We start from the raw sequence: 17,413 nt of genomic DNA on the forward strand, positions 1-17,413 counted from the left end.
GCCTAAAGAGTACTTCGTGGTGAGGGAGGTCCCTGAAATGAGTTGCGGCCTGGGTCTGTACAGGTTCGTCGACGGCGATCTGGCCCAACCGGACATGGACACGGTGCGCGCGATCCTCGCCCCGTACCTGGCCGCTCCCGAAAAGGCGGACGGGGAGGACACGGGGTTCTGGATCCGTGCCGCTGACGGCAGCGAAGCCGAAGTGGATGTCGTCGGCGGTGTCATCTGCGTCGAGCGGCCGCAGGTGGGAGAAGTGTGGAAGACCATCATTGAACTGGCTGACAAGGCCGCTGGAGCAATCTTTGCCCCCGGCACGTTCCTGTGCCGGGAAGAGATGCGGGGGCACCTCCCGGACGGCATGGACAGCGAGTGTGTCTTCGTACCGAGGATCACCCTCGAAGCATTTGAGGAGATCGCGGGACCGTTCGTCCATCCCCTAACCTCGGCTTTTCGCTTGGGTGGGGACGGTCACCCGTGCTGTGAACGCGAAAGTGCCTTCTGAGCAGGGACGATGAACCTTGTCTAGGGGTTCTGTTGGTCCAAGCGGAAGGCACTTTCTACGTGCAGGCTATCGGTTCGCGTCCCAAGGTCCTGGTTACGGCGGACGGTTCGGGGGTGGTCGGGCATGCCGGCGCCCGCCTGCTCGCGGATCTCGCCGATGCGACGGGGCTGACGTCCGCGTACTCGAGCGTGCTGGGGCCGCTGCGGCCGCGTGGGACGGGGCATGATCCGGGCCGGATCGCGGCGGATCTCGCGGTGATGATCGCCGACGGCGGTGAGACGATCACTGATCTCGCGGGGCTGCGGGATCAAGGCGAGGTGTTCGGGCCGGTGGCGTCCACGGCCACCGCCTGGCGGCTGCTCGCCCAGATCGACGAAAAGGTGCTCGCCCGGCTGCGCTCAGCCCGCGCCAGGGCGAGGGAAATCGCCTGGCTGCAGGCCGCCGACAAAGGCGAGGGCATACCCGCGGTGACCGCCGGCGGACGGGAACTGCCGGGCCTGGTGCTGGACCTCGACGCCACCCTGGTGACCTGCCACTCCCAGAAGCAGCACGCCGCACCCACCTACAAGGGCGGCTTCGGCTACCACCCGCTACTGTGCTTCCTGGCCAACACCGGCGGCGCCCTGGCCGGACGGCTGCGGCCGGGCAACGCTGGCGCGAACACCGCGAGCGACCACATCGCCGTCCTCGACGACGCACTCGCCCAACTCCCCGACACCCACCGCCACGGCACCGACATCCTCATCCGCACCGACAGCGCCGGCTGCTCGAAAGCCTTCCTCGCACACATCCGCAACCTGCGCGAGCGCGGCATCCGCACGTTCTTCTCGGTCGGCCACGCGGTCACCGAACCGATCCGACGGGCCATCCGCACGGTCCCCAGCCCGTTGTGGCATCCGGCCCTCGACCAGGACGGCAGCCTCCGTGACGGCGCCGAAGTCGCCGAGCTGACCGGCATGCTCGACCTGCCGGGCTACCCGGCCGGAACCCGGATCATCGTCCGCCGTGAACGCCCCCACCCCGGCGCCCAGCTTTCGTTGTTCGATACCGTCGAGGGCCTGCGCCACCAGATCTTCCTCACCGACACCCCGATCGCCGACGGCGGCACCGCGCAGTTCCTGGAAGTACGCCACCGCGGCCACGCGACCGTCGAAGACCGAATCCGCTGCGGCAAGGACACCGGCATCGGCCGCTTCCCCTCCCGGCAGTTCAACATCAACACCGCCTGGCTCGAATTCTCCCTGGCCGCCACCGACCTGCTCGCCTGGACCAGGCTTCTGCTACTCGACGGCGAACTCGCCGCAGCCGAACCGAAGAAGCTCCGCTACCGGCTTCTGCACACCGCCGCCCGCCTCACCCGAGGCGGCCGCCGCCTGCACCTGCGCATCTCCGCGACCTGGCCATGGAGACAGCAACTGGTCACGGCCTTCCACCGGCTCGCAGCACTGCCCCGACCCGCTGACTGACCACCGCGCCCCTGACGCCCACGACCTCAAGGATTCGGAGACACCGGCCAGCGCGTCGGACCTTCAGCCTGCCCACACCACGAAGCAGCCGGAGGCACTCGCAAATTGACGTTCAGCAGCATCCAGCCGCCCCAAGCGAAAGAGCGAGGCTAATGGGACACAGCGGGCCTTCCAGTACCGGCCTGGCATCCTCGACGGCTTCATAGCCGGAATCGGCCCCTCACAGGACGTTCCGAGATTCGGCCAGGGGCAGGAGCTCGCCTCGCCCGCGGCCTCGTCATCAACTTCGTGACGCGTGGCCTGCTCCGCCGCCCGTCATGGCGGGGCGGCAGCCGGCGGGGTCGGTTCCCCGGACTGTGGCGTGCCCCTTTTACGTGCGGGGTGGCGATATCCGGTGACGCTGCCGAATGGAACGTGCCAGCGGAGCAGTCGACCACCAACGTCCTGGACACATACCGTGCTGAGGTGGACCGATCACGGGCCTTGGAAGCCGATGCCATCCTGACGGACTCAGCCCGCATTGGCGGCCGCTTCCAGCGGCCCGAAGACGCACCTACCCTCGGGCGAATCCTGTTTCACCTGCTCCAGGAGTACGCGCGGCACGTCGGCCAGCTCGATGTCGCCCGGGAACTGATCGACGGTCAGACCGGCGAGTAACCCACGTCGGGTATTGAAACTGTGCGAATGCCCCACCTTTAGTTCAGGAAGTACGCCTGCGTGAAGCGGTCGAGCGCGTCACCGGGGAGAGCGACCAGCTCACCGAGGACGAACGCGCCGAGGTTCAGCGGGTGTCGGCGTACGAACGGATGGGGCCCTGGCACGGTACGAATGAGCGTCCCCAGTTCGGTGGCTCGAATCGGAGCCGTGCGAGGATGCGCGCATGGGGACCCTCAGCGCTTTCGACCGCTGGCAGCGCCTGATCGCTGCGCTCGCCCTTCTTGGTGCGGACTCGACCGATCAGCTGGCCTGGATCGACAAGTACCAGGTCGTGACCGACGAACTGGCCTTGGAATTCGACGACGCCCTTCGCCTGGTGGCTGGCTTCCAGCAGGAAATGCCTCTGAATGAGGACGCCATGGGCAAGCTGCGGCTGATCGACTCGGTCCTCGACGAAATGAGCGGGAGGGAGAACGCCGGGCATTGGTCAAGGGAAGCACTGGCGACAGACGGCGGATGGTGCCAGGTGCGGACCCTCGCGCGTGACGCGCTCGTCGGCCTGCAGGGCGACGAGCACCTGCCGCTTCCTGACATCGTGGTTGTTCGGTGATGACTCAGGGGTTGTTCAGGCGACGTCTGACTGCTCCCTCGACGATTCCGCCGGCGATCGGCCAGCCGGCTGCCAACGCCCGGCCGTAGTGGACGTGGTCGGCATTGTTGGCCACGTAGCGGCAGGCGGTGTCCGCGGCCGCGCGTTGCTCGTCGGCGAGACGGCGGCGGTCGGAGTAAGCCCTCGAGGCCCTATGGCGGCGGCTGGAGTGCGCAGCTCGTCGTAGCGGTCGTAGCGGTCGTAGCGGTCGTAGTGGTCGTCGAGGAAGCGAGCAGGCGGCAGAGCAGCGGGCCGTCGGGGGGACACCTCCTTTTGAACACCCTCGCGGCGAGCGCCGCCACGAGCTACCTGGTCGGCCGCCAGCTCACCCCCGCGGCACGGGTCCAGGCCCAGCTCCCCAGCTAGTCAACGGCGTACTGGTGGTCGGCGGCCTTCTTCGCCCTCGGCCTCCTGGTGTCGGTGATCCTGTACCGCAAAGCCCGCCGCGCCCGGCGGTCGGACCTCGGAGGGACCCGTCCACATGTGAGAGCGCACTCTCATATGGGGCTGCCCTCACGTGGCCACCGCCCTCACGCTGCCGGCCTCACAAGGCCGAAGGCCCGCGCGTGGCCGCCCTCACGTGGCCGCCGTCGCAAGGGTCTTGTCGACGAGAGAGCCCAGATAGTGCGCGTCCAGGGTCGGAATGTGGAAGAGGGTGCGCAGGTAGATGGGCGCGAGGATGCCGTCCAGGACGTCGAGGAGGTCGAGGCGGGGCTCGCCGCGGGACACCGCACGGTCCAGCATGCTCTGGATTTCCTTACCGCGTGCGGGGAGGGGGTGCGGGATGCCGCCCGCCTCAGCGCCTGCGGTACCCCCAGCCCCTTCCGCGGCCCCTGCCTTCCCGGCGCCGCCGGTGGGCACCCCGCCACCGTCGGGCACCGAGGCGATGAGCGCGCGTAGGAGTACGGCCGCGTCCGGCCCGGTCATCGACTCGGCCGCCCGTTGCGCGTACGCGAGGAGGTCCCCGCGCAGGCTGCCGGTGTCGGGAACGGCCCACAGGGACGTCAGCCGCTCCTGCGAGAGGTCGAGAACGATGGCGTTGGTGGTGCGCCAGCGCCGGTAGATGGACGTCTGGTGGACGCCGGAGCGTTCCGCGATCTCAGCGATCGGGATGCGCTCGTGGCCCTGTTCGGCGATGAGTTCCGCCGTCGCCCCGAGGACGGCCTCCCGCACGCGGGCACTCCGGCCGCCGGTGCGTCGGCGCGGGCGACTCTCCCGCTCCGCCCTGTTCTCCCGGCCGGGCTCGTGCGCGTCGCTGGCGTCGCCGTTTTCGGTCACGTCATGGTTTCCGGTCACATCAAGAAGGTTAACGCAAGAGCACTTGCGTTAGATCTCTCGATCGCGCTACGTTCTTAACGCAAGGAAAACTTGCGTTAAGGGATGAGGGAGACCGGTCATGAAGCCGATGCTGTTCGAGGACGACCCGCAGTTCTGGTACGAGACCCTGCGCGCGCTGGGCCACGCCGCCTATGGCGGCTCCGACTTCGGCGAGGTCGTCGCGACCGCCGAGAAGATCACCGCAGGGGACTACGACAGCTGGTACGAGCAGTGGGCCGCCACCGCCGAGCGCACCGAGGCCGAGGCGCAGGCCGCGTACGACGGAGGCCACGAGATCTCGGCGCGGGACGGGTTCCTCCGGGCGAGCAACTACTTCCGCTCGGCCGAGTTCTTCCTCCACGGCAACCCCGGCGACCCGCGCATCGCCGCCTCCTATGAGCGTGCCGTCAGCGCCTTCCATGCCGCCGCCCGGCTCTTCGAGCCGAAGATCGAGCCAGTGGAGATCCCGTTCGAGGGCACGGTACTGCGCGGCTACTTCTACCGGGCCCCGGGCGAGGGGCCCGCGCCGACGATCGTCCTACACAACGGATTCGACGGCTCGGCCGAGGAGATGCACTTCTTCGGCGGCGCGGCCGGTGCGGAGCGCGGCTACCACGTCCTGACCTTCGACGGCCCCGGGCAGCCCGCCGCCCGCTTCCGCGACGGGCTGCCCTTCCGCCCCAACTGGGAGAGCGTGATCACCCCGGTCCTCGACTGGCTGATCGAAACCCGCCCCGAGGTCGACCCAGAGCGGATCGGCCTGCTCGGCCTGAGCATGGGCGGCCTGCTCGCCCCCCGCGCCGCCGCCTTCGAGCACCGCCTCGCCGCCGTCATCGCGGTCGACGGCGTCTACGACCTCGGTGATCTTGCCACGCGGAACATGCCGATGCCACGCGCCGAGGCCGAGGCTCTGCTGCGGGCCGAGCACGCCCCCGAGATCGACGCCTCGATCGAGGCCCTGATGAAGACGAACTCGACGATGCGCTGGGCGATTACGCACGGCTCGTACGTCATGGACGTCTCGACCCCTCGCCAGTTCCTGGCCTCCTACCTCGACTACACCCTCGCCGACGGCGTGGCCGAGAAGATCACTTGCCCGACGCTGGTCTGCGAGGCCGAGGACGACCTGTTCTTCGACGGCCAGCCGCAGCAGCTCTACGACCACCTCACCTGCCCCAAGACCCTCATGCGCTTCACCGTCGCGGAAGGTGCCGGCGCCCACTGCCACACCGGCGCCCAGCGCCTGGCCATGGGCCGCATCCTCGACTGGCTCGACGACACCTTGAAGCACTGACGCGGCCTCGGCATCGTGGGCAGGGCCGGCGAGAACCCGCACTCGTCCAGGGTGTGTCCCGGTGCGGGCTCAGGTGTAGCCGGTGGGCCGGGTGGTGGTGAAGCGGGAGGACACGAAGAACCTCCGGGTCAACGTGCTCGGCGCGTTAAACGACACCGGCCCCCGGCCCGAGCTCGTGTGGACCACTGTCCAGGGGAAGATCGACGCGGAGATGGTCCTCGACTTCGTCTGCACTCACATCGCTTGGCTGCCGGCGCCGACAGCCTCGGCGCACTGTCCGGCTTCCAGCGGCACCGCCCCTGCACCATCGTGCTGGACAACGCTTTCATCCACCACGCCCAGCTCTTCAAGGGGCACCGCGAGGAACTCGCGGGCATCGGGACCCATCTGTTCTACCTCCCTCCGAGATCACCGGAGTTGAACCGCATCGAATGCGTGTGGCGCTCGGTCAAGTACCAGGACACGCTCATCCGCGCCTATACCAGCCCCCGAACTGCACTCCGCCATCGACACCGCCCTGACGCGGCGAGCAGCCACGATGACCCCCGCACGCAACTCAAATACCCAGGGACCGCTTAGTGCTGAGAAGCGTCTTCGCAGGAAGGAAGACACTGCCAAGTACAGGCAAGAAAGGCATGTAGTGAGGCCGGACACGGGCACAGAGGCTGGGAATGCCCGACCGGCCTATGCTTGGCCCCGGTCGCCGGGCAGTTGGCTGTGGCTCGCACAGCAACTCCTCGCGACAGTGGCCCAAGAGCTGGCATTCCGCGCAGGTATCCCGCCTCTGCAACTCGCGGAAACGCGCGAGGACGTTGTGCGCGTCGCGATCCGCATGGCCGTGGAGCACTGCGCGAGTATCGAGGGCTCGCGCTCGTGGCATGACGCGCTCGGTCGGTAGCCAGGGCCCCGGCACTGCACCGTTCCGACCGGTCGGCGGCACAAGGGAATTGGCGGAGCGGAGCCGCTGACTCAGCCCCCGTTCGTCCCGTGCAACTCTGGCGCCCCCTGGCCAACTGCCGTGTGCCTTTGTTAGGTTGCGGCGGAACCGACCTTCGGCCACTCCCCCCTTCGGGCGTAGCGGTCATCTCTGTGATCCGCTTTCATCGTTTGGGGGAGTCATGCGCAAATTCAGAGTGTGGCACGCTGCGATCACGGGCGTCGTCGCCTTCGCTGTCGCCGCCGTGCCGACTGTCGCGTCCGGCGTTCAGGAGCGGCCCTCGTCGGCGACTGCCGGGAGCGACGCGTTCTACGCGTACGACGGCAGCAAGCCGTTGTCTTCGTACAGTCCCGGGGACGTGCTCAAGGTCCGGACGCTGCCGTACCACGTCCTGGGTATCTCGATTCCTCTCCAGGCGACGCAGCTGCTCTACCGCACCACTGACGCGCAGGGCCACCCGTCCGCAGGCGTGACTTCCGTGCTGCGCAGCCCTGGTGGCGACGGCCGCAAGGTCGTGTCGTACCAGTCGTTCTACGACTCGCTCGACCCCGAAGACGGTCCGTCCCGGGCGGTCGCGGGCGACGTCAAGCTGCCCGGCGGTTTGATCGCGAACGGCGAGTCCACGCTCGTGGCGCCGCTCCTGCTGTCCGGCTACGACGTTGTCCTCCCTGACACCGAGGGGCAGGCCGCCCACCTCGCGGCTTCCCGCGAGTACGGGTACAACACGCTGGACTCCCTGCGTGCCGCTTCCAGCGCGGCGTCGAGGACCGGCATCAGCCCCGATGCGCGCGTCGGCCTCATGGGCTACTCCGGCGGCGCCGTCGCGACCAACTGGGCCGCTTCCCTCGCGCCCACGTACGCCCCTGACGTCAACCAGCGGCTGGTGGGATACGCCGAGGGCGGGCTGCTCGTGAAGCCCTCGCACATCCTCAGGTACATCGAAGGCAGCCAGGTGTGGTCCGGGCTCATCCCGGAGTTGCTCATCGGGCAAGCGCGTTCGTACGACTTCGACCTCAAGAAGTACCTGAACGACTACGGCAAGCAGCTGGTCGACGAGCACCAGCACTCCTCGATCGCCGACGCGCTGGGCCACTACCCCGGTCTGACGTGGAAGAAGATGGCGAAGCCGGAGTACGCGAACCCGAACTCCGTACCCGAGCTCGTCGAGGCGGTCAACAAGTCCAACCTCGGCCTGGCACCGGCCCCGACCGTCCCCGGCTACATCGGTCAGGGCAACGCCGGCTTCCTGGAGGGAACCACGAGCAACATCGCGGGCATCGGCTCGGGCGACGGCATCACCGTCGCCGGGGACACACGGGCGCTGGCGCGGAAGTACTGCGCCGAGGGCGACGCCGCGGTCTGGTACCAGCAGTACGACGTCCTCAGCCACTTGACGGCGCCCACGGCCACGGTGCCCACCGCGCTCGCCTGGCTGCGCGCCCGGTTCGCCGGCAAGGAGGCCCCGTCCTCCTGCGGCAGCATCGCCGAAGGCAACTCACTTGCGGCTGACGAGACGGTGGCCGCCGGATGAGGACCTGAAGGGGGCCGCAGCGAACTTCGCCAAGACCGCTTGGTTCGACTTCGGCACCGGCGCGCATCCGCTCCATCCGACCACCGTCGGCGGTAAGCCCCCTGCGCATATCGAGACTGTGGCCTATGCGCTTGACCTTCTCTGCACCAGTGGGTAGCGCGGGCAGGCGTGTGCCTCAGGCGTGGGCGGGCTCGAAGTCGACCACGACCACCTGCTCCAGCTGGTAGCTCTCAAGGTCCGGATAGTTCCAGAGCTCACCGGGACGGATCTGGTGGAACCTGCACGTTGCGTTGGTCTCGTTCGTGGCGACGATGCAGCGGACTAGGCTGGGCTGGTTGCGCGCGCGGACGAGCCGGTCGAACTCCATGGCGAATGCGATGCCGTGGAGGAGCAGGATCCGTTGATTGTCCTCCGTGATCTGCGGAGCGTGATCGACGATAGCCACAGGAATGATCTTCCTCTTCGTCATTGGATCCGGTCCGCTCCGTGACCAAGTGGATCTTCGAGGCGCGCTTGCCCCGGTCCACAGGATTCGGACCCATCAGGTCCCCCTTTTCAACGCCCGCCTGTTCGCCGAGTCGATGGCACACCGCGACCAGTCCAACTCCCCACGGGCACTGAGCTCATCGAGGACCAGACGGTGCAACTTCGCCCACACCCTGGTCTTCGACCACTCGGCGAACCGCCGATGGAGGGAGAACAAGTGGTACGCCCCACATGAGCTGTTGACCCATGCGGTCCTGGTGACCGGAGGTGACTTCTCCGACAACCCGTACGCGGATGACACCATCATCCGCTGGACGGACGGCGAGCTGTCCCTCTACACCGACGGCGATGAGAAGAGTTTGGGCAAGGACAACCCGCTCGCCACCCCCAAGAGGTAGCGCACACGGCGCCCGGGCGAAACCTCCCGGGCACTGTGGCCCATGTTCTGATTGGACAGTCATGCACAGCCGAAGGCTCACTCTGCCGGGCGCCGTCCTGGTGTGTCTGGTGGCGCTGGACGCCTGTGACGGCGGCAACGGCGGTCACCCTGCGCAATCCGGCTCGGCGACAGCGCAGCCGCAGCCCTCCGGGGGGCCGGGTACCTGCGACGAGACGAAGCCGAGCGGGGCCGGCCCCTGGAAGACCGTACTGACGGAGTTCCGCGACCACTTGAAGGCCTCGGGGGCTACCGAGCTGACCGACCACGTCAAGGACGCCAAGCTCCGCGACTGCCCGGGCGGCGACAGGGAGGCGAACGTCCTCACGGACTACGACCCCCACCTCGAAGCACCCAACGTGGACACGGAGACGAAGAAGAGCGCGGACCGAGTCGCGCACGCATTCACATCGTGGCGGGACGAGAAGTTCCACGACGAGGGATGGGTGTACGTCATCAACGGCGCGGTGGAGACCGTCACCAAGCAGCTTTGGTGACGACGAGGACACCCCTCAGGGGGAAGTGCCCACATGCTCAGACGAAGGCCGCTCTGACGTATGCCGATTACCGAACCGAGTAATGAAGTTCATGGCGCCATGCGACCCCGGCCGTCAAAGATCAAGCGTTCGTGTGGGCGCCTGGGCGCCGGACGGGTGTGAAGACACAGGCCGCGGTCGCCATGCGCTTGCGGTTCGGCTTCTCGCCTGGCGCGAGCCGGCCGTGGTGGCCTCCAGCTGTCTTGGCGGCGGCCCGGCGGGTGGATTCCCGCGGTGCCTCCGGGCGCATGACCATGCCGTTGCCGTCCACCTGGATCACCAGCGGCATCTCGCGGTTGCACGGGACCGGGATCCTGTCCGGTAGAAGCCGTCGATGTCGACCGCGGCAGCGACCACGAGCTCTTCCAGCCTGCGCTTGCCGAGCACGTTCCCGCAGCGGCGTGTCACCGCGTCGTGGGCCTGGTCGAAAGAGCCGCGGACGGCCTGGACTCCTCCAAGCCCGCCGGATCATCGACTTGATGCTCGCGGAGCTGGCGGTGGGGAGTCGGGGCTGCCCTGACGTGCGGGTGTGGTGATCGTCTGGGAATGTGCCACAGCTCCAATATGCAAGAGCGCTTAGGGTGACGGGCATGGATGATCATCGTTTCCCGTACGTCCAGGTTGACGGGTGCGCCGTTGCTCCGGATCCGCTGCCCACGGTGTTGATGGGCGGATTCGGTCACATGACCGCGATGCAGGTCAGGTCTGGTCGGGTGCGTGGGCTCGACCTCCACCTGGCCCGTCTGGACATGGCCACCCGGGAGCTCTTTGGTCAAGGGCTGGACGGTGGCCTGGTAACCGGCCGGCTTCGCCAAGCCCTGGAGGAAGCAGCAGTCACCGACGCATCAGCGCGCATCTACGTCTACCCACCACAGGCCGGACCGCTCCCGGTGACGGTGGTCGTTGTCCGTCCTCCCGCGCCCGAGCTCGCTGGACAGCGTCTGCGGAGTGTGTCCTACCTTCGTCCCTTGGCCCACCTCAAGCACGTGGGGGTGTTTGGCCAGGCCTACCACTTGAAGCGGGTGGCCGCTGAAGGATTCGACGAGGCGCTGCTGGTGGGGCCGGACGGCATGGTGGTCGAGGGGGCCGTCACGAACGTGGGCTTCCTGAAGGGCGGCACGGTGGTATGGCCCCAAGGGCCTTCCCTGGACGGCATCACGATGCTGTTGCTGCGGCGGGAACTGGACCAGGCGGGAACCGCCTGGTGTGAGGAACCGGTGCCGTTGGCGGACATAGACCACTTCGATGCAGCCATCGTCTGCAACTCCCAGGGCATCGCCGCGGTGACCCGGATCGATGACATCCGGTATCCGCCGGACACGGCACTTGTGGGTACGCTGCAGAAGATGTACCAGGCCGTCCCATGGGACGAGCTGCACTGAGCTTGAGTCTGTCGGGGATCTTGGAGTTGCCGAGGTCAGGTGCCCAGTGTTCGCCAGGTCTTCGGCCGGGGCAGCTGGCGTTGGTCGAGGTGGTTCTGGAAGGCGGTTGGTCGGTGAGGGAGGGAGGCTTCGTCGGTTGGTGGCAGTCCGCTGAGGCGCTCGATGTTCACGGTGATGGCCGTCAGGACGTGCTGGATGTGGGCCTTTCCCTGACCTCGGTAGCGGCAGCGCCGCATGCCGTGTCCGTGGGCGAACTCGTTGACCGTGCCCTCGACTCCGGAGCGGACCGCATATCGGGCCTTCCACTCGGGCGTCTGTTGTTCAGCGCGGACGCGAAGCTGCAGCTCGCGGAGCTCTCGCGGAGGAAAGCCCACGGTGCGGACGTTGTCGGCGGTGCTGGTGCACTGCGCGCGGACCGGGCAGGGGCTGCACTGGCCCTTGGTGAACCTGGCCACGATCAGCGGCCGCGGTGGGTGAGGAGGTCGGGTAAGGGCCGTGCCAGCCCGCGCTGACCTGGCCCTGGGGGCAGGTGACCTGCTGCTTGGTGTAGTCGATGTGGAAGTCGTCCCGCGCGAACCCCTCGTTCTGGCGGTGCTGGCGGGCGGGGTTGCTCTTCAGCGGCCCCGCAACGGTGACCTGGTGCTCGCGGGCGGCCCGTTCCAGGTGGGGCAGGCAGGTGTAGCCGGCGTCGACCAGGTGCTCGGCAGGCGGCAGTCCGCGACGGGCCAGACGAGTGTGAATGCCGGGCAATACCTGGCTGCCGGGGATGGTGGCCGCGGTGGTGACCACGTCCGTGATCACGTTGGGGCCGTCGGGGATGACGTGCCCGTGGCGTGCGTAGCGGGCCGAGGTGGCGTAGGGAGAGACGACAGCGCGCAACGAGGGCGGCAGCACGGGCCCGCCTTCCTTCTCGGCGGTGCGCCGGCGCAGGCGGCCCGCGGTGCCACGGTCGTAGTTCTGCACCATGATCTGCCGCAGCGCCTGGATGCGGGGGCCGGACGTGCGGTCTGTTCCGTGCCGGTAGAGGTGTTCCAGGAGCCGCAGGACGTCGTTGCCGGTGTTGAGGATCCGGGTCTCGGGCTGGGTGGAGTTCTTCCCCCCAGGCGGACCGGCCGGCCGTAGCGGAGCCCCCAGTCCTCATCAACGAGCCCGTCCAGGAGGTGAGGGGGGATACCGGCGACTTCTTCGAGAGCGGCGCGGACCGCCTCGGTGATCAGCTGCAGGCGGGTCAGGTCCCGCACCGCGGCCAGGACATGGGTGGAATCGGTGCGCTGGGTGGTACGCTCGTGCACCAGGCCGGTCTCCTTGAGGCGGGCCAGTGCGAGGTCGAGGAGCCGGTCAACACGGTCTCCTTCGGCGAGACGATCGCGGAAATCTGCCAGCACACGGTGGTGGAAGCCGGGGTCGTCCAGCTCCATGGCCCTCGCGTACGTGAAGTCAATGCGGCAGCGGACCGCCTCGGCTGCCTGCCGGTCCGACAGACCGAGAACGAACTGCAGCACAAAGACAGTGGCCAGTTGAGCGGGCGAGAGACACGGACGTCCGTCACGCGGGTACCAGTCGGCGAAGTCCTCGTCGCGCCACAGTCCGTCCAGGCGGTCTCTCACCGACACCGCCGTGGTGCCACCCGGGTTGCTCGCCCGAGTGATCTGCACGGTCAGAAGCGGGACTTGCTCACCGGCACGGGCACGGAGGGACAACGGGCACCTCAACGACTGCACGGGCCAATGGAACAGCCCGAGCATCCCCGTTGATCATGCTCCCGCGCCGGCGAACCCCAAGATCCCCGACAGGGTCAAGCTGAGAGCCTGTGCAAGGTGTTGGGCCGTGGCTTCAGTCTTGCTGCACGGCGGGTGAAGAGCTCCAACAGGCTTTGAACGGGCAGGTGGGCTTCTGCCGGATGACAAAGCGTGCAGCACTTCAGGTGAAGGGCTTATTGCGTGTGTCGCCTCTGCCGAGCCCGTTGGGGGAGTGCAGCGAACAATCGGCTGATCGCCGCAGATGCTCCGAAACAAGCCCGGACGGCTACAGCCGCCCGCAAGCCGCCCGGCCCTTGAGTGGTCTTCCGCCGACCAACCTCTGACGCCGCTCAGATCAACAGATCGAAGAGTTCGAAGGCCTCGTCCCACTGGTCCGTGGAGGGGCGGCGGGTGTCGCGGGCAATGGTTTTGAGGGCGCGGGCGAGGGTGAGGCTGAGGCCGCCGACCAGGTCGGGCAGACGCTGCTGCGTTTCCTGGGCGACGTCCCTGCCGAGGGCGGGGCGGGTGGCGAGCTGGTCGAGCAGCGGGCGCAGTTCGATGCCCTCCTCCAGCTTTTTGAAGGCGTGGACGCTCTCCTGCAGGCCTTTGGTGACCGGGAGGTCCTGTGGCTCGATGACGTCCCGGCCGTTGGCCTTGGCGTTGGCCGTGCCGATGAGGAAGAGGTCGTAGAGCTTGGCGTCCACGAAGTCGTTGTAGCGCTTGAGGTCGTTCTTGTTGACGTCAAGGCCAGCGGCTGCGCGGAAGAAGCGCTCGAACTTGAGAACTCCCATGACGGGCATGTCGGTTCACCCTTTCGCGGCGGTGGATGGGCTGAGATCATCGGACAGTGGGTGGTCCCACCTCCCCGAGGTGTTCGTGTGCCAGGCGGATGGCCATGGCTCCCTCGCCAACTGCGGAAGCCACCCGCTTGACCGAGCCGCTGCGGACGTCGCCGACGGCGAAGACTCCTGGCAGATTGGTCTCAAGAGCGAGCGGGGCGCGGGCGAGGGGCTTCCAGATGTCCGCTCTCAGATGGACCACGTCCTGCCCGGTCGGAATGAAGCCGTGCGGGTCCAGGGCGACGGCGTCGGAGAGCCAGGATGTTCCGGGGCGCGCGCCGATGAAGACGAACAGGGCAGCGGCCGCCAGCACCTGCTGCTCGCGGGTGCGGTTGTCCTCGATGACGTCGGATTCGACCCGGTCCTCGCCGGTGACCTCCCGGACCTCGGTATGCAGCTGTACATGGATCCGGGGGTGCCGCTCGATCCGGTCGATCAGGTAGCGGGACATGCGGTGGCCGAGGTTTCCGCCGCGGACCAGCAGATGGACGGCGGGCGACTCGCGCGCCAGGAACAGGGCTGCCTGACCAGCGGAGTTGCCGCCGCTGACGACAGCTACCGGGTCAAGACGGCAGCTCCGTGCCTCCCAGAGGGTGGCGGTATAGTGGACGCCGAATCCCTCGAAGCGTTCGACGCCGGGAGCGGTCAGCCGCCGGTAGCGGGCGCCGGTGGCCACCACCACGTTGTTGGCGGCGAGTGTGCTGCCGTCGGTGAGCCGCACCATGTTGGTCCCGTCGCGCTGTTCGAGGCCGCTGCCCTCGGCGGGGACGGTGATCCGGGCGCCGAACCGGGTGGCCTGGACGACGGCGCGTTCGGCGAGCTCCGCACCGGAGATCCCGGCGGGGAAGCCGAGGTAGTTCTCTATCCGGGGGGATGTAGCGGCCTGGCCGCCGGTCGCCACCGCGTCCAGGACGACGGTGGAGAGCCCCTCGGAGGCTCCGTACACCGCGGCGGCCAGGCCACCGGGTCCCGCGCCGACCACCATCAGGTCGCACACGGACCTTGCGGAGATCTCGATCCGCAGCCCGATTGTTTGGGCGAGTTCGACGTTGGAAGGATCGCGCAGTACCGGGTAGTCGTGCCAGAGGACGACCGGGGTTTCCTCCGGAGCGACACCAAGACGCATCAGCAGCGCTTCGGCCTCGGTGTCCTTTTCCAGATCAGCCCAGCGGTGCGGGAGGCGGTTGCGGGCGGCGAACTCCAGCAGCCGTCGGGTGTCGGGGGAGAAGGCGGAGCCGATGATGAAGCCTGTGCCCGCGCCGGCCAGCATCGTACGGCGCAGCAGGTAGGCCCGCAGTATCACGTCGGCGAGCGCGGGCTCACCGCTGAGCAGGTCGCGGAGAGCGGCCGAACCGACTGCCAGCACCTCGCCGGGTGTACGCACCACTGCGCTGAGGAAGGCGGTCTGGCCTTCCAGCAGGCCGAGTTCGCCGAGGAAGCTGCCCGGAGCGTGCAACTGGACGACGTGCTCCTGGTCGCCGCGGCTTTCGAGCACGGCCACCGTGCCCGTGAGGACGACAAAGAACTCTTCGCTGGGTTCGCCCGCCCGGAAGAGCTCGTCCCCTTCACGGACCGGCCGTACCTGTCCGCAGGATCTCAGGATCGCGATCTGGTCGTCCGTCAGTCGCGGGTAGGCGCCATAGGCGTCGGCGACGTTCGGGGCATGGGCGGTGGTCACGGTTCACTCCTCTCGGCAGAAGCGGCGGCTAAGCAGATGCAGAGGCAACAGCGCGGGAGAAGCGCGGCCGGGCGAGTTCTCCGGGTTCAGACCATCGCCTCGTGCACGAAACACCACCGCCAGTCCTCACCCGGCTCGAACTACTGTACGATCGGGTGCCCCTCGGTCGCCGCGTGAGCACGGGCGTGCCGCATCGGCGAGGAGTCGCAGCAGCCGACGTGGCCGCAGGTTAGGCACAGGCGCAGATGTACCCACGGAGCCCCCAGACGCAGGCAGTCCTCGCAGCCGTGCGGTGTTCTGGGCGTGACGGGGCGGATCATGGACAGGTGTGGGTCGGGCAGAATCGGTGGTGGCAGGCCGGGACGACAGGGGGATGTAGGCAGTGGGACGGGCGGGAGAGCGGCGCTTGATGGTGCGGTACTGGGGAGAGTTCTGCAGGCAGTTGGAGGGCTCGCGCACGCTGTTGTTCTTCTGCATGCTCACAGCCGGCGGCCTCGGCATGGGAGTCAGCGGACTGCTGCACTGGTGGCGGATCGCGATGAGCCTGGTCGCGCTCGCTGTCGGGACCTTCGGGCTCCTGGGCATCGTCGGCTGGTTCGTACGGCTCGGGGAACTCGAACGGGAGCGCGCGGCGCGACGGTGTCGCTGAACGGGCGCCCTGGGAAGCCTTGTGACGCACCGCTCTTGTGGGCCGTCTCATCTTGACGAATCCTTGAGATCACCCCGGAGTAGGCTCGTCTGATCTGCCATTTGACGGGGTGTGAGCATGTCGTTCGATCAGGAGTGGGCGGGGCTCAAGGCGAAGGCCCAGGTGCGGCTGGACAGTGTGCCCAGCATGGATCCGGGGGGTTCGTCGCCTGGTGGTGCGTACCTGGTCCTCAGGTACGACGACCCGGCCCAGGACCCCCGGGTGACACCCATGTGGAAGCCCCGGCCAAAACGGGAAAGGTGAAGGACCAATGACACACTCCGCAGGCTCACCCACGCGCGGGCGACGCCGCCCGGACCTGCGGCACTGGCTGAAACCCCAAGGTCCACAGACGCTCGTCTTCGGCATCTTCATGTCCGTCGGCGGACTCGCCGGCGGCGTGCGCGCCGTGATGGACGGCAAGGGAATCGGGACGGTCCTGGCACTCCTCGGCCTGGGGGTCTTCGGCGTGCTCGTTGTTGTGAGTTACTTCGCCAACTACGAGGACCGACGAGGCCGACGCTGAGCCGCACTCCATCCGGCCGTCCGCGGACGCGGCACAGGTCTCCCCGTCCAGCACCACCCCGGCCGGGAGTGCAGCAGGAGACCGCTGTCGGTGCGCACCACGACAGCGCGGTAACCGTGGAGCTTGACCGGCCAGACGGCGCGTCTGCCCCAGATCACGCTCTCTCAACAGCCCAGGGGCTTCGCCCGTTCCGTCAGCAACCCATCACCCATCCCGTGGCCACTCTGAAAAGGCTCAGGGCGTCCAGGGCGACGTCTGCGTAGAGGCTGGTGACGACCTGCCAGCCGACGACCATACGGGAAAGACGTCGATGACGAAGGCGGTGTAGACCCAGCCGGAGAAGGTACGGATGTAGGTGATGTCCGCAACCCACAGCTGGTTGGGGGCAGTGGCGGTGAACTGCCGCTCGACCAGGTCCGCGGGCCGGCCCGTCTCCGGGACCGGGCGAGTGATGCGTGGGCTCTTGGCCCGGACCACGCCGCGCAACCCGGCCGCTCGCATGATGCGTTCGACGGTGCAGCGGGCCACCTCGCGTCCTTCGCGTACCAGGGCCGCGTGGATCTTGCGGGCGCCGTAGACGCCGCAGTTGTCGGCGTGGATGCGGTGTATCTCCTCGGTGAGGTGCTCGTCGCGCAGGCTGCGGAACGAAGGCGGGGGGCGTGGGCGGCGTAGTAGGTGCTCGACGCGATCGGGGCGTCCGTCTCGGCGAGGACGTCGCAGATCGGCTGGACGCCGAACGTCTCCTTGTAC

Annotated in this window: 22 protein-coding genes and 1 pseudogene; 12 read left to right on the forward strand and 11 right to left on the reverse strand. The window is 68.0% G+C overall.

What is annotated here, in order from left to right:
- Positions 1–37 precede the first annotated feature (37 nt).
- The 3 genes from AC07F3_RS36815 (at position 38) to AC07F3_RS36825 (ending at position 2,625) form a co-directional block, all read left to right on the forward strand.
- Complete coding sequence (locus tag AC07F3_RS36815; RefSeq protein ID WP_479119115.1) at positions 38–502, forward strand: hypothetical protein; 465 nt, start codon at positions 38–40, stop codon at positions 500–502.
- Between the two features lie 32 nt (positions 503–534).
- Positions 535–1,968 (forward strand): IS1380 family transposase, encoded by a 1,434-nt coding sequence (locus AC07F3_RS36820; RefSeq protein WP_479119116.1) that lies wholly within the window; start codon positions 535–537, stop codon positions 1,966–1,968.
- A gap of 381 nt (positions 1,969–2,349) precedes the next feature.
- Positions 2,350–2,625 (forward strand): mycothiol transferase, encoded by a 276-nt coding sequence (locus AC07F3_RS36825; protein ID WP_479119117.1) that lies wholly within the window; start codon positions 2,350–2,352, stop codon positions 2,623–2,625.
- Between the two features lie 38 nt (positions 2,626–2,663).
- Here AC07F3_RS36825 and AC07F3_RS36830 read toward each other — a convergent pair whose 3' ends face one another.
- A complete protein-coding gene (locus AC07F3_RS36830) occupies positions 2,664–2,789 on the reverse strand; it encodes a hypothetical protein (RefSeq protein WP_479119119.1) in 126 nt (41 codons plus the stop codon).
- 59 nt (positions 2,790–2,848) lie between these two features.
- Between AC07F3_RS36830 and AC07F3_RS36835 the strand changes: the two genes are divergently transcribed.
- Complete coding sequence (locus AC07F3_RS36835; protein WP_479119121.1) at positions 2,849–3,235, forward strand: hypothetical protein; 387 nt, start codon at positions 2,849–2,851, stop codon at positions 3,233–3,235.
- Between the two features lie 615 nt (positions 3,236–3,850).
- Here AC07F3_RS36835 and AC07F3_RS36840 read toward each other — a convergent pair.
- Positions 3,851–4,570: a TetR/AcrR family transcriptional regulator gene (locus tag AC07F3_RS36840; RefSeq protein ID WP_479119123.1), complete on the reverse strand. Its 720-nt coding sequence runs from the start codon at positions 4,568–4,570 to the stop codon at positions 3,851–3,853.
- Positions 4,571–4,670: 100 nt separating this feature from the next.
- Between AC07F3_RS36840 and AC07F3_RS36845 the strand changes: the two genes are divergently transcribed.
- Positions 4,671–5,885 (forward strand): alpha/beta hydrolase family protein, encoded by a 1,215-nt coding sequence (locus AC07F3_RS36845; RefSeq protein WP_479119125.1) that lies wholly within the window; start codon positions 4,671–4,673, stop codon positions 5,883–5,885.
- Positions 5,886–6,119: 234 nt separating this feature from the next.
- Here AC07F3_RS36845 and AC07F3_RS36850 read toward each other — a convergent pair whose 3' ends face one another.
- Entirely contained in the window at positions 6,120–6,272 is a 153-nt protein-coding gene (locus AC07F3_RS36850) for a hypothetical protein (RefSeq protein ID WP_479119178.1), read from the reverse strand.
- Between AC07F3_RS36850 and AC07F3_RS36855 the strand changes: the two genes are divergently transcribed.
- Together AC07F3_RS36855 and AC07F3_RS36860 are read left to right on the forward strand one after the other, a co-directional pair.
- Entirely contained in the window at positions 6,213–6,464 is a 252-nt protein-coding gene (locus AC07F3_RS36855) for a transposase (RefSeq protein WP_479119176.1), read from the forward strand. The two genes, AC07F3_RS36850 and AC07F3_RS36855, sit on opposite strands and share 60 nt — an antisense overlap.
- Before the next feature lie 539 nt (positions 6,465–7,003).
- The gene (locus tag AC07F3_RS36860) at positions 7,004–8,353 is read left to right on the forward strand and encodes a lipase family protein (RefSeq protein WP_479119127.1); all 1,350 of its coding nucleotides are present in this window, start codon (positions 7,004–7,006) and stop codon (positions 8,351–8,353) included.
- Positions 8,354–8,528: 175 nt separating this feature from the next.
- Here AC07F3_RS36860 and AC07F3_RS36865 read toward each other — a convergent pair whose 3' ends face one another.
- Positions 8,529–8,798: a hypothetical protein gene (locus tag AC07F3_RS36865; protein WP_479119128.1), complete on the reverse strand. Its 270-nt coding sequence runs from the start codon at positions 8,796–8,798 to the stop codon at positions 8,529–8,531.
- Between the two features lie 4 nt (positions 8,799–8,802).
- Between AC07F3_RS36865 and AC07F3_RS36870 the strand changes: the two genes are divergently transcribed.
- Together AC07F3_RS36870 and AC07F3_RS36875 are read left to right on the forward strand one after the other, a co-directional pair.
- Positions 8,803–9,237 carry a hypothetical protein gene (locus AC07F3_RS36870; RefSeq protein ID WP_479119129.1) on the forward strand — a complete coding sequence of 145 codons (435 nt, stop codon included), beginning with the start codon at positions 8,803–8,805 and terminating at the stop codon, positions 9,235–9,237.
- Between the two features lie 61 nt (positions 9,238–9,298).
- Positions 9,299–9,772, forward strand: coding sequence for a hypothetical protein (locus AC07F3_RS36875; RefSeq protein WP_479119131.1), 474 nt, complete (start codon positions 9,299–9,301; stop codon positions 9,770–9,772).
- 128 nt (positions 9,773–9,900) lie between these two features.
- Here AC07F3_RS36875 and AC07F3_RS36880 read toward each other — a convergent pair.
- A pseudogene (locus AC07F3_RS36880) lies at positions 9,901–10,270 on the reverse strand (ISKra4 family transposase); the annotation flags it as partial.
- Positions 10,271–10,401: 131 nt separating this feature from the next.
- Here AC07F3_RS36880 and AC07F3_RS36885 point away from each other — a divergent pair.
- Positions 10,402–11,193, forward strand: a complete 792-nt coding sequence (locus tag AC07F3_RS36885; protein WP_479119133.1) for an aminotransferase class IV — start codon at positions 10,402–10,404, stop codon at positions 11,191–11,193.
- 35 nt (positions 11,194–11,228) lie between these two features.
- On the opposite strand, the gene AC07F3_RS36890 is transcribed toward AC07F3_RS36885, so the two are convergent.
- From AC07F3_RS36890 to AC07F3_RS36910, 5 genes are all read right to left on the reverse strand, one after another.
- On the reverse strand, positions 11,229–11,648 hold the full coding sequence (locus tag AC07F3_RS36890; protein WP_479119135.1) for a transposase: 420 nt from the start codon (positions 11,646–11,648) through the stop codon (positions 11,229–11,231).
- A 342-nt stretch (positions 11,649–11,990) separates the two neighbouring features.
- Entirely contained in the window at positions 11,991–12,938 is a 948-nt protein-coding gene (locus tag AC07F3_RS36895) for a transposase (RefSeq protein ID WP_479119136.1), read from the reverse strand.
- Between the two features lie 344 nt (positions 12,939–13,282).
- Complete coding sequence (locus AC07F3_RS36900) at positions 13,283–13,723, reverse strand: DUF1931 family protein (RefSeq protein ID WP_479119137.1); 441 nt, start codon at positions 13,721–13,723, stop codon at positions 13,283–13,285.
- Positions 13,724–13,769: 46 nt separating this feature from the next.
- Positions 13,770–15,449, reverse strand: coding sequence for an FAD-dependent oxidoreductase (locus AC07F3_RS36905; RefSeq protein ID WP_479119138.1), 1,680 nt, complete (start codon positions 15,447–15,449; stop codon positions 13,770–13,772).
- Positions 15,450–15,589: 140 nt separating this feature from the next.
- Positions 15,590–15,769: a UBP-type zinc finger domain-containing protein gene (locus AC07F3_RS36910; protein ID WP_479119139.1), complete on the reverse strand. Its 180-nt coding sequence runs from the start codon at positions 15,767–15,769 to the stop codon at positions 15,590–15,592.
- Between the two features lie 155 nt (positions 15,770–15,924).
- Between AC07F3_RS36910 and AC07F3_RS36915 the strand changes: the two genes are divergently transcribed.
- Complete coding sequence (locus AC07F3_RS36915; protein ID WP_479119141.1) at positions 15,925–16,098, forward strand: hypothetical protein; 174 nt, start codon at positions 15,925–15,927, stop codon at positions 16,096–16,098.
- 310 nt (positions 16,099–16,408) lie between these two features.
- Positions 16,409–16,663, forward strand: coding sequence for a hypothetical protein (locus AC07F3_RS36920; protein ID WP_479119143.1), 255 nt, complete (start codon positions 16,409–16,411; stop codon positions 16,661–16,663).
- Between the two features lie 234 nt (positions 16,664–16,897).
- Here the strand turns inward: AC07F3_RS36920 and AC07F3_RS36925 are convergent, their stop codons facing one another.
- The gene (locus AC07F3_RS36925; RefSeq protein ID WP_479119177.1) at positions 16,898–17,383 is read right to left on the reverse strand and encodes an IS3 family transposase; all 486 of its coding nucleotides are present in this window, start codon (positions 17,381–17,383) and stop codon (positions 16,898–16,900) included.
- Between the last annotated feature and the right edge of the window lie 30 nt (positions 17,384–17,413).

Source organism: Streptomyces sp. NPDC045846, assembly GCF_056431605.1.

What these genes read in the sequence shown, in the direction of transcription:
- AC07F3_RS36815 (WP_479119115.1), top strand. Translation starts at nt 38, where the DNA reads ATGAGTTGCGGCCTGGGTCTGTACAGGTTCGTCGACGGCGATCTGGCC.
- AC07F3_RS36835 (WP_479119121.1), top strand. Translation starts at nt 2,849, where the DNA reads ATGGGGACCCTCAGCGCTTTCGACCGCTGGCAGCGCCTGATCGCTGCG.
- AC07F3_RS36845 (WP_479119125.1), top strand. Translation starts at nt 4,671, where the DNA reads ATGAAGCCGATGCTGTTCGAGGACGACCCGCAGTTCTGGTACGAGACC.
- AC07F3_RS36850 (WP_479119178.1), bottom strand. Translation starts at nt 6,272, where the DNA reads ATGGGTCCCGATGCCCGCGAGTTCCTCGCGGTGCCCCTTGAAGAGCTG.
- AC07F3_RS36860 (WP_479119127.1), top strand. Translation starts at nt 7,004, where the DNA reads ATGCGCAAATTCAGAGTGTGGCACGCTGCGATCACGGGCGTCGTCGCC.
- AC07F3_RS36870 (WP_479119129.1), top strand. Translation starts at nt 8,803, where the DNA reads ATGATCTTCCTCTTCGTCATTGGATCCGGTCCGCTCCGTGACCAAGTG.
- AC07F3_RS36875 (WP_479119131.1), top strand. Translation starts at nt 9,299, where the DNA reads ATGCACAGCCGAAGGCTCACTCTGCCGGGCGCCGTCCTGGTGTGTCTG.
- AC07F3_RS36885 (WP_479119133.1), top strand. Translation starts at nt 10,402, where the DNA reads ATGGATGATCATCGTTTCCCGTACGTCCAGGTTGACGGGTGCGCCGTT.
- AC07F3_RS36895 (WP_479119136.1), bottom strand. Translation starts at nt 12,938, where the DNA reads ATGCTCGGGCTGTTCCATTGGCCCGTGCAGTCGTTGAGGTGCCCGTTG.
- AC07F3_RS36900 (WP_479119137.1), bottom strand. Translation starts at nt 13,723, where the DNA reads ATGGGAGTTCTCAAGTTCGAGCGCTTCTTCCGCGCAGCCGCTGGCCTT.
- AC07F3_RS36910 (WP_479119139.1), bottom strand. Translation starts at nt 15,769, where the DNA reads ATGATCCGCCCCGTCACGCCCAGAACACCGCACGGCTGCGAGGACTGC.
- AC07F3_RS36915 (WP_479119141.1), top strand. Translation starts at nt 15,925, where the DNA reads ATGCTCACAGCCGGCGGCCTCGGCATGGGAGTCAGCGGACTGCTGCAC.
- AC07F3_RS36920 (WP_479119143.1), top strand. Translation starts at nt 16,409, where the DNA reads ATGACACACTCCGCAGGCTCACCCACGCGCGGGCGACGCCGCCCGGAC.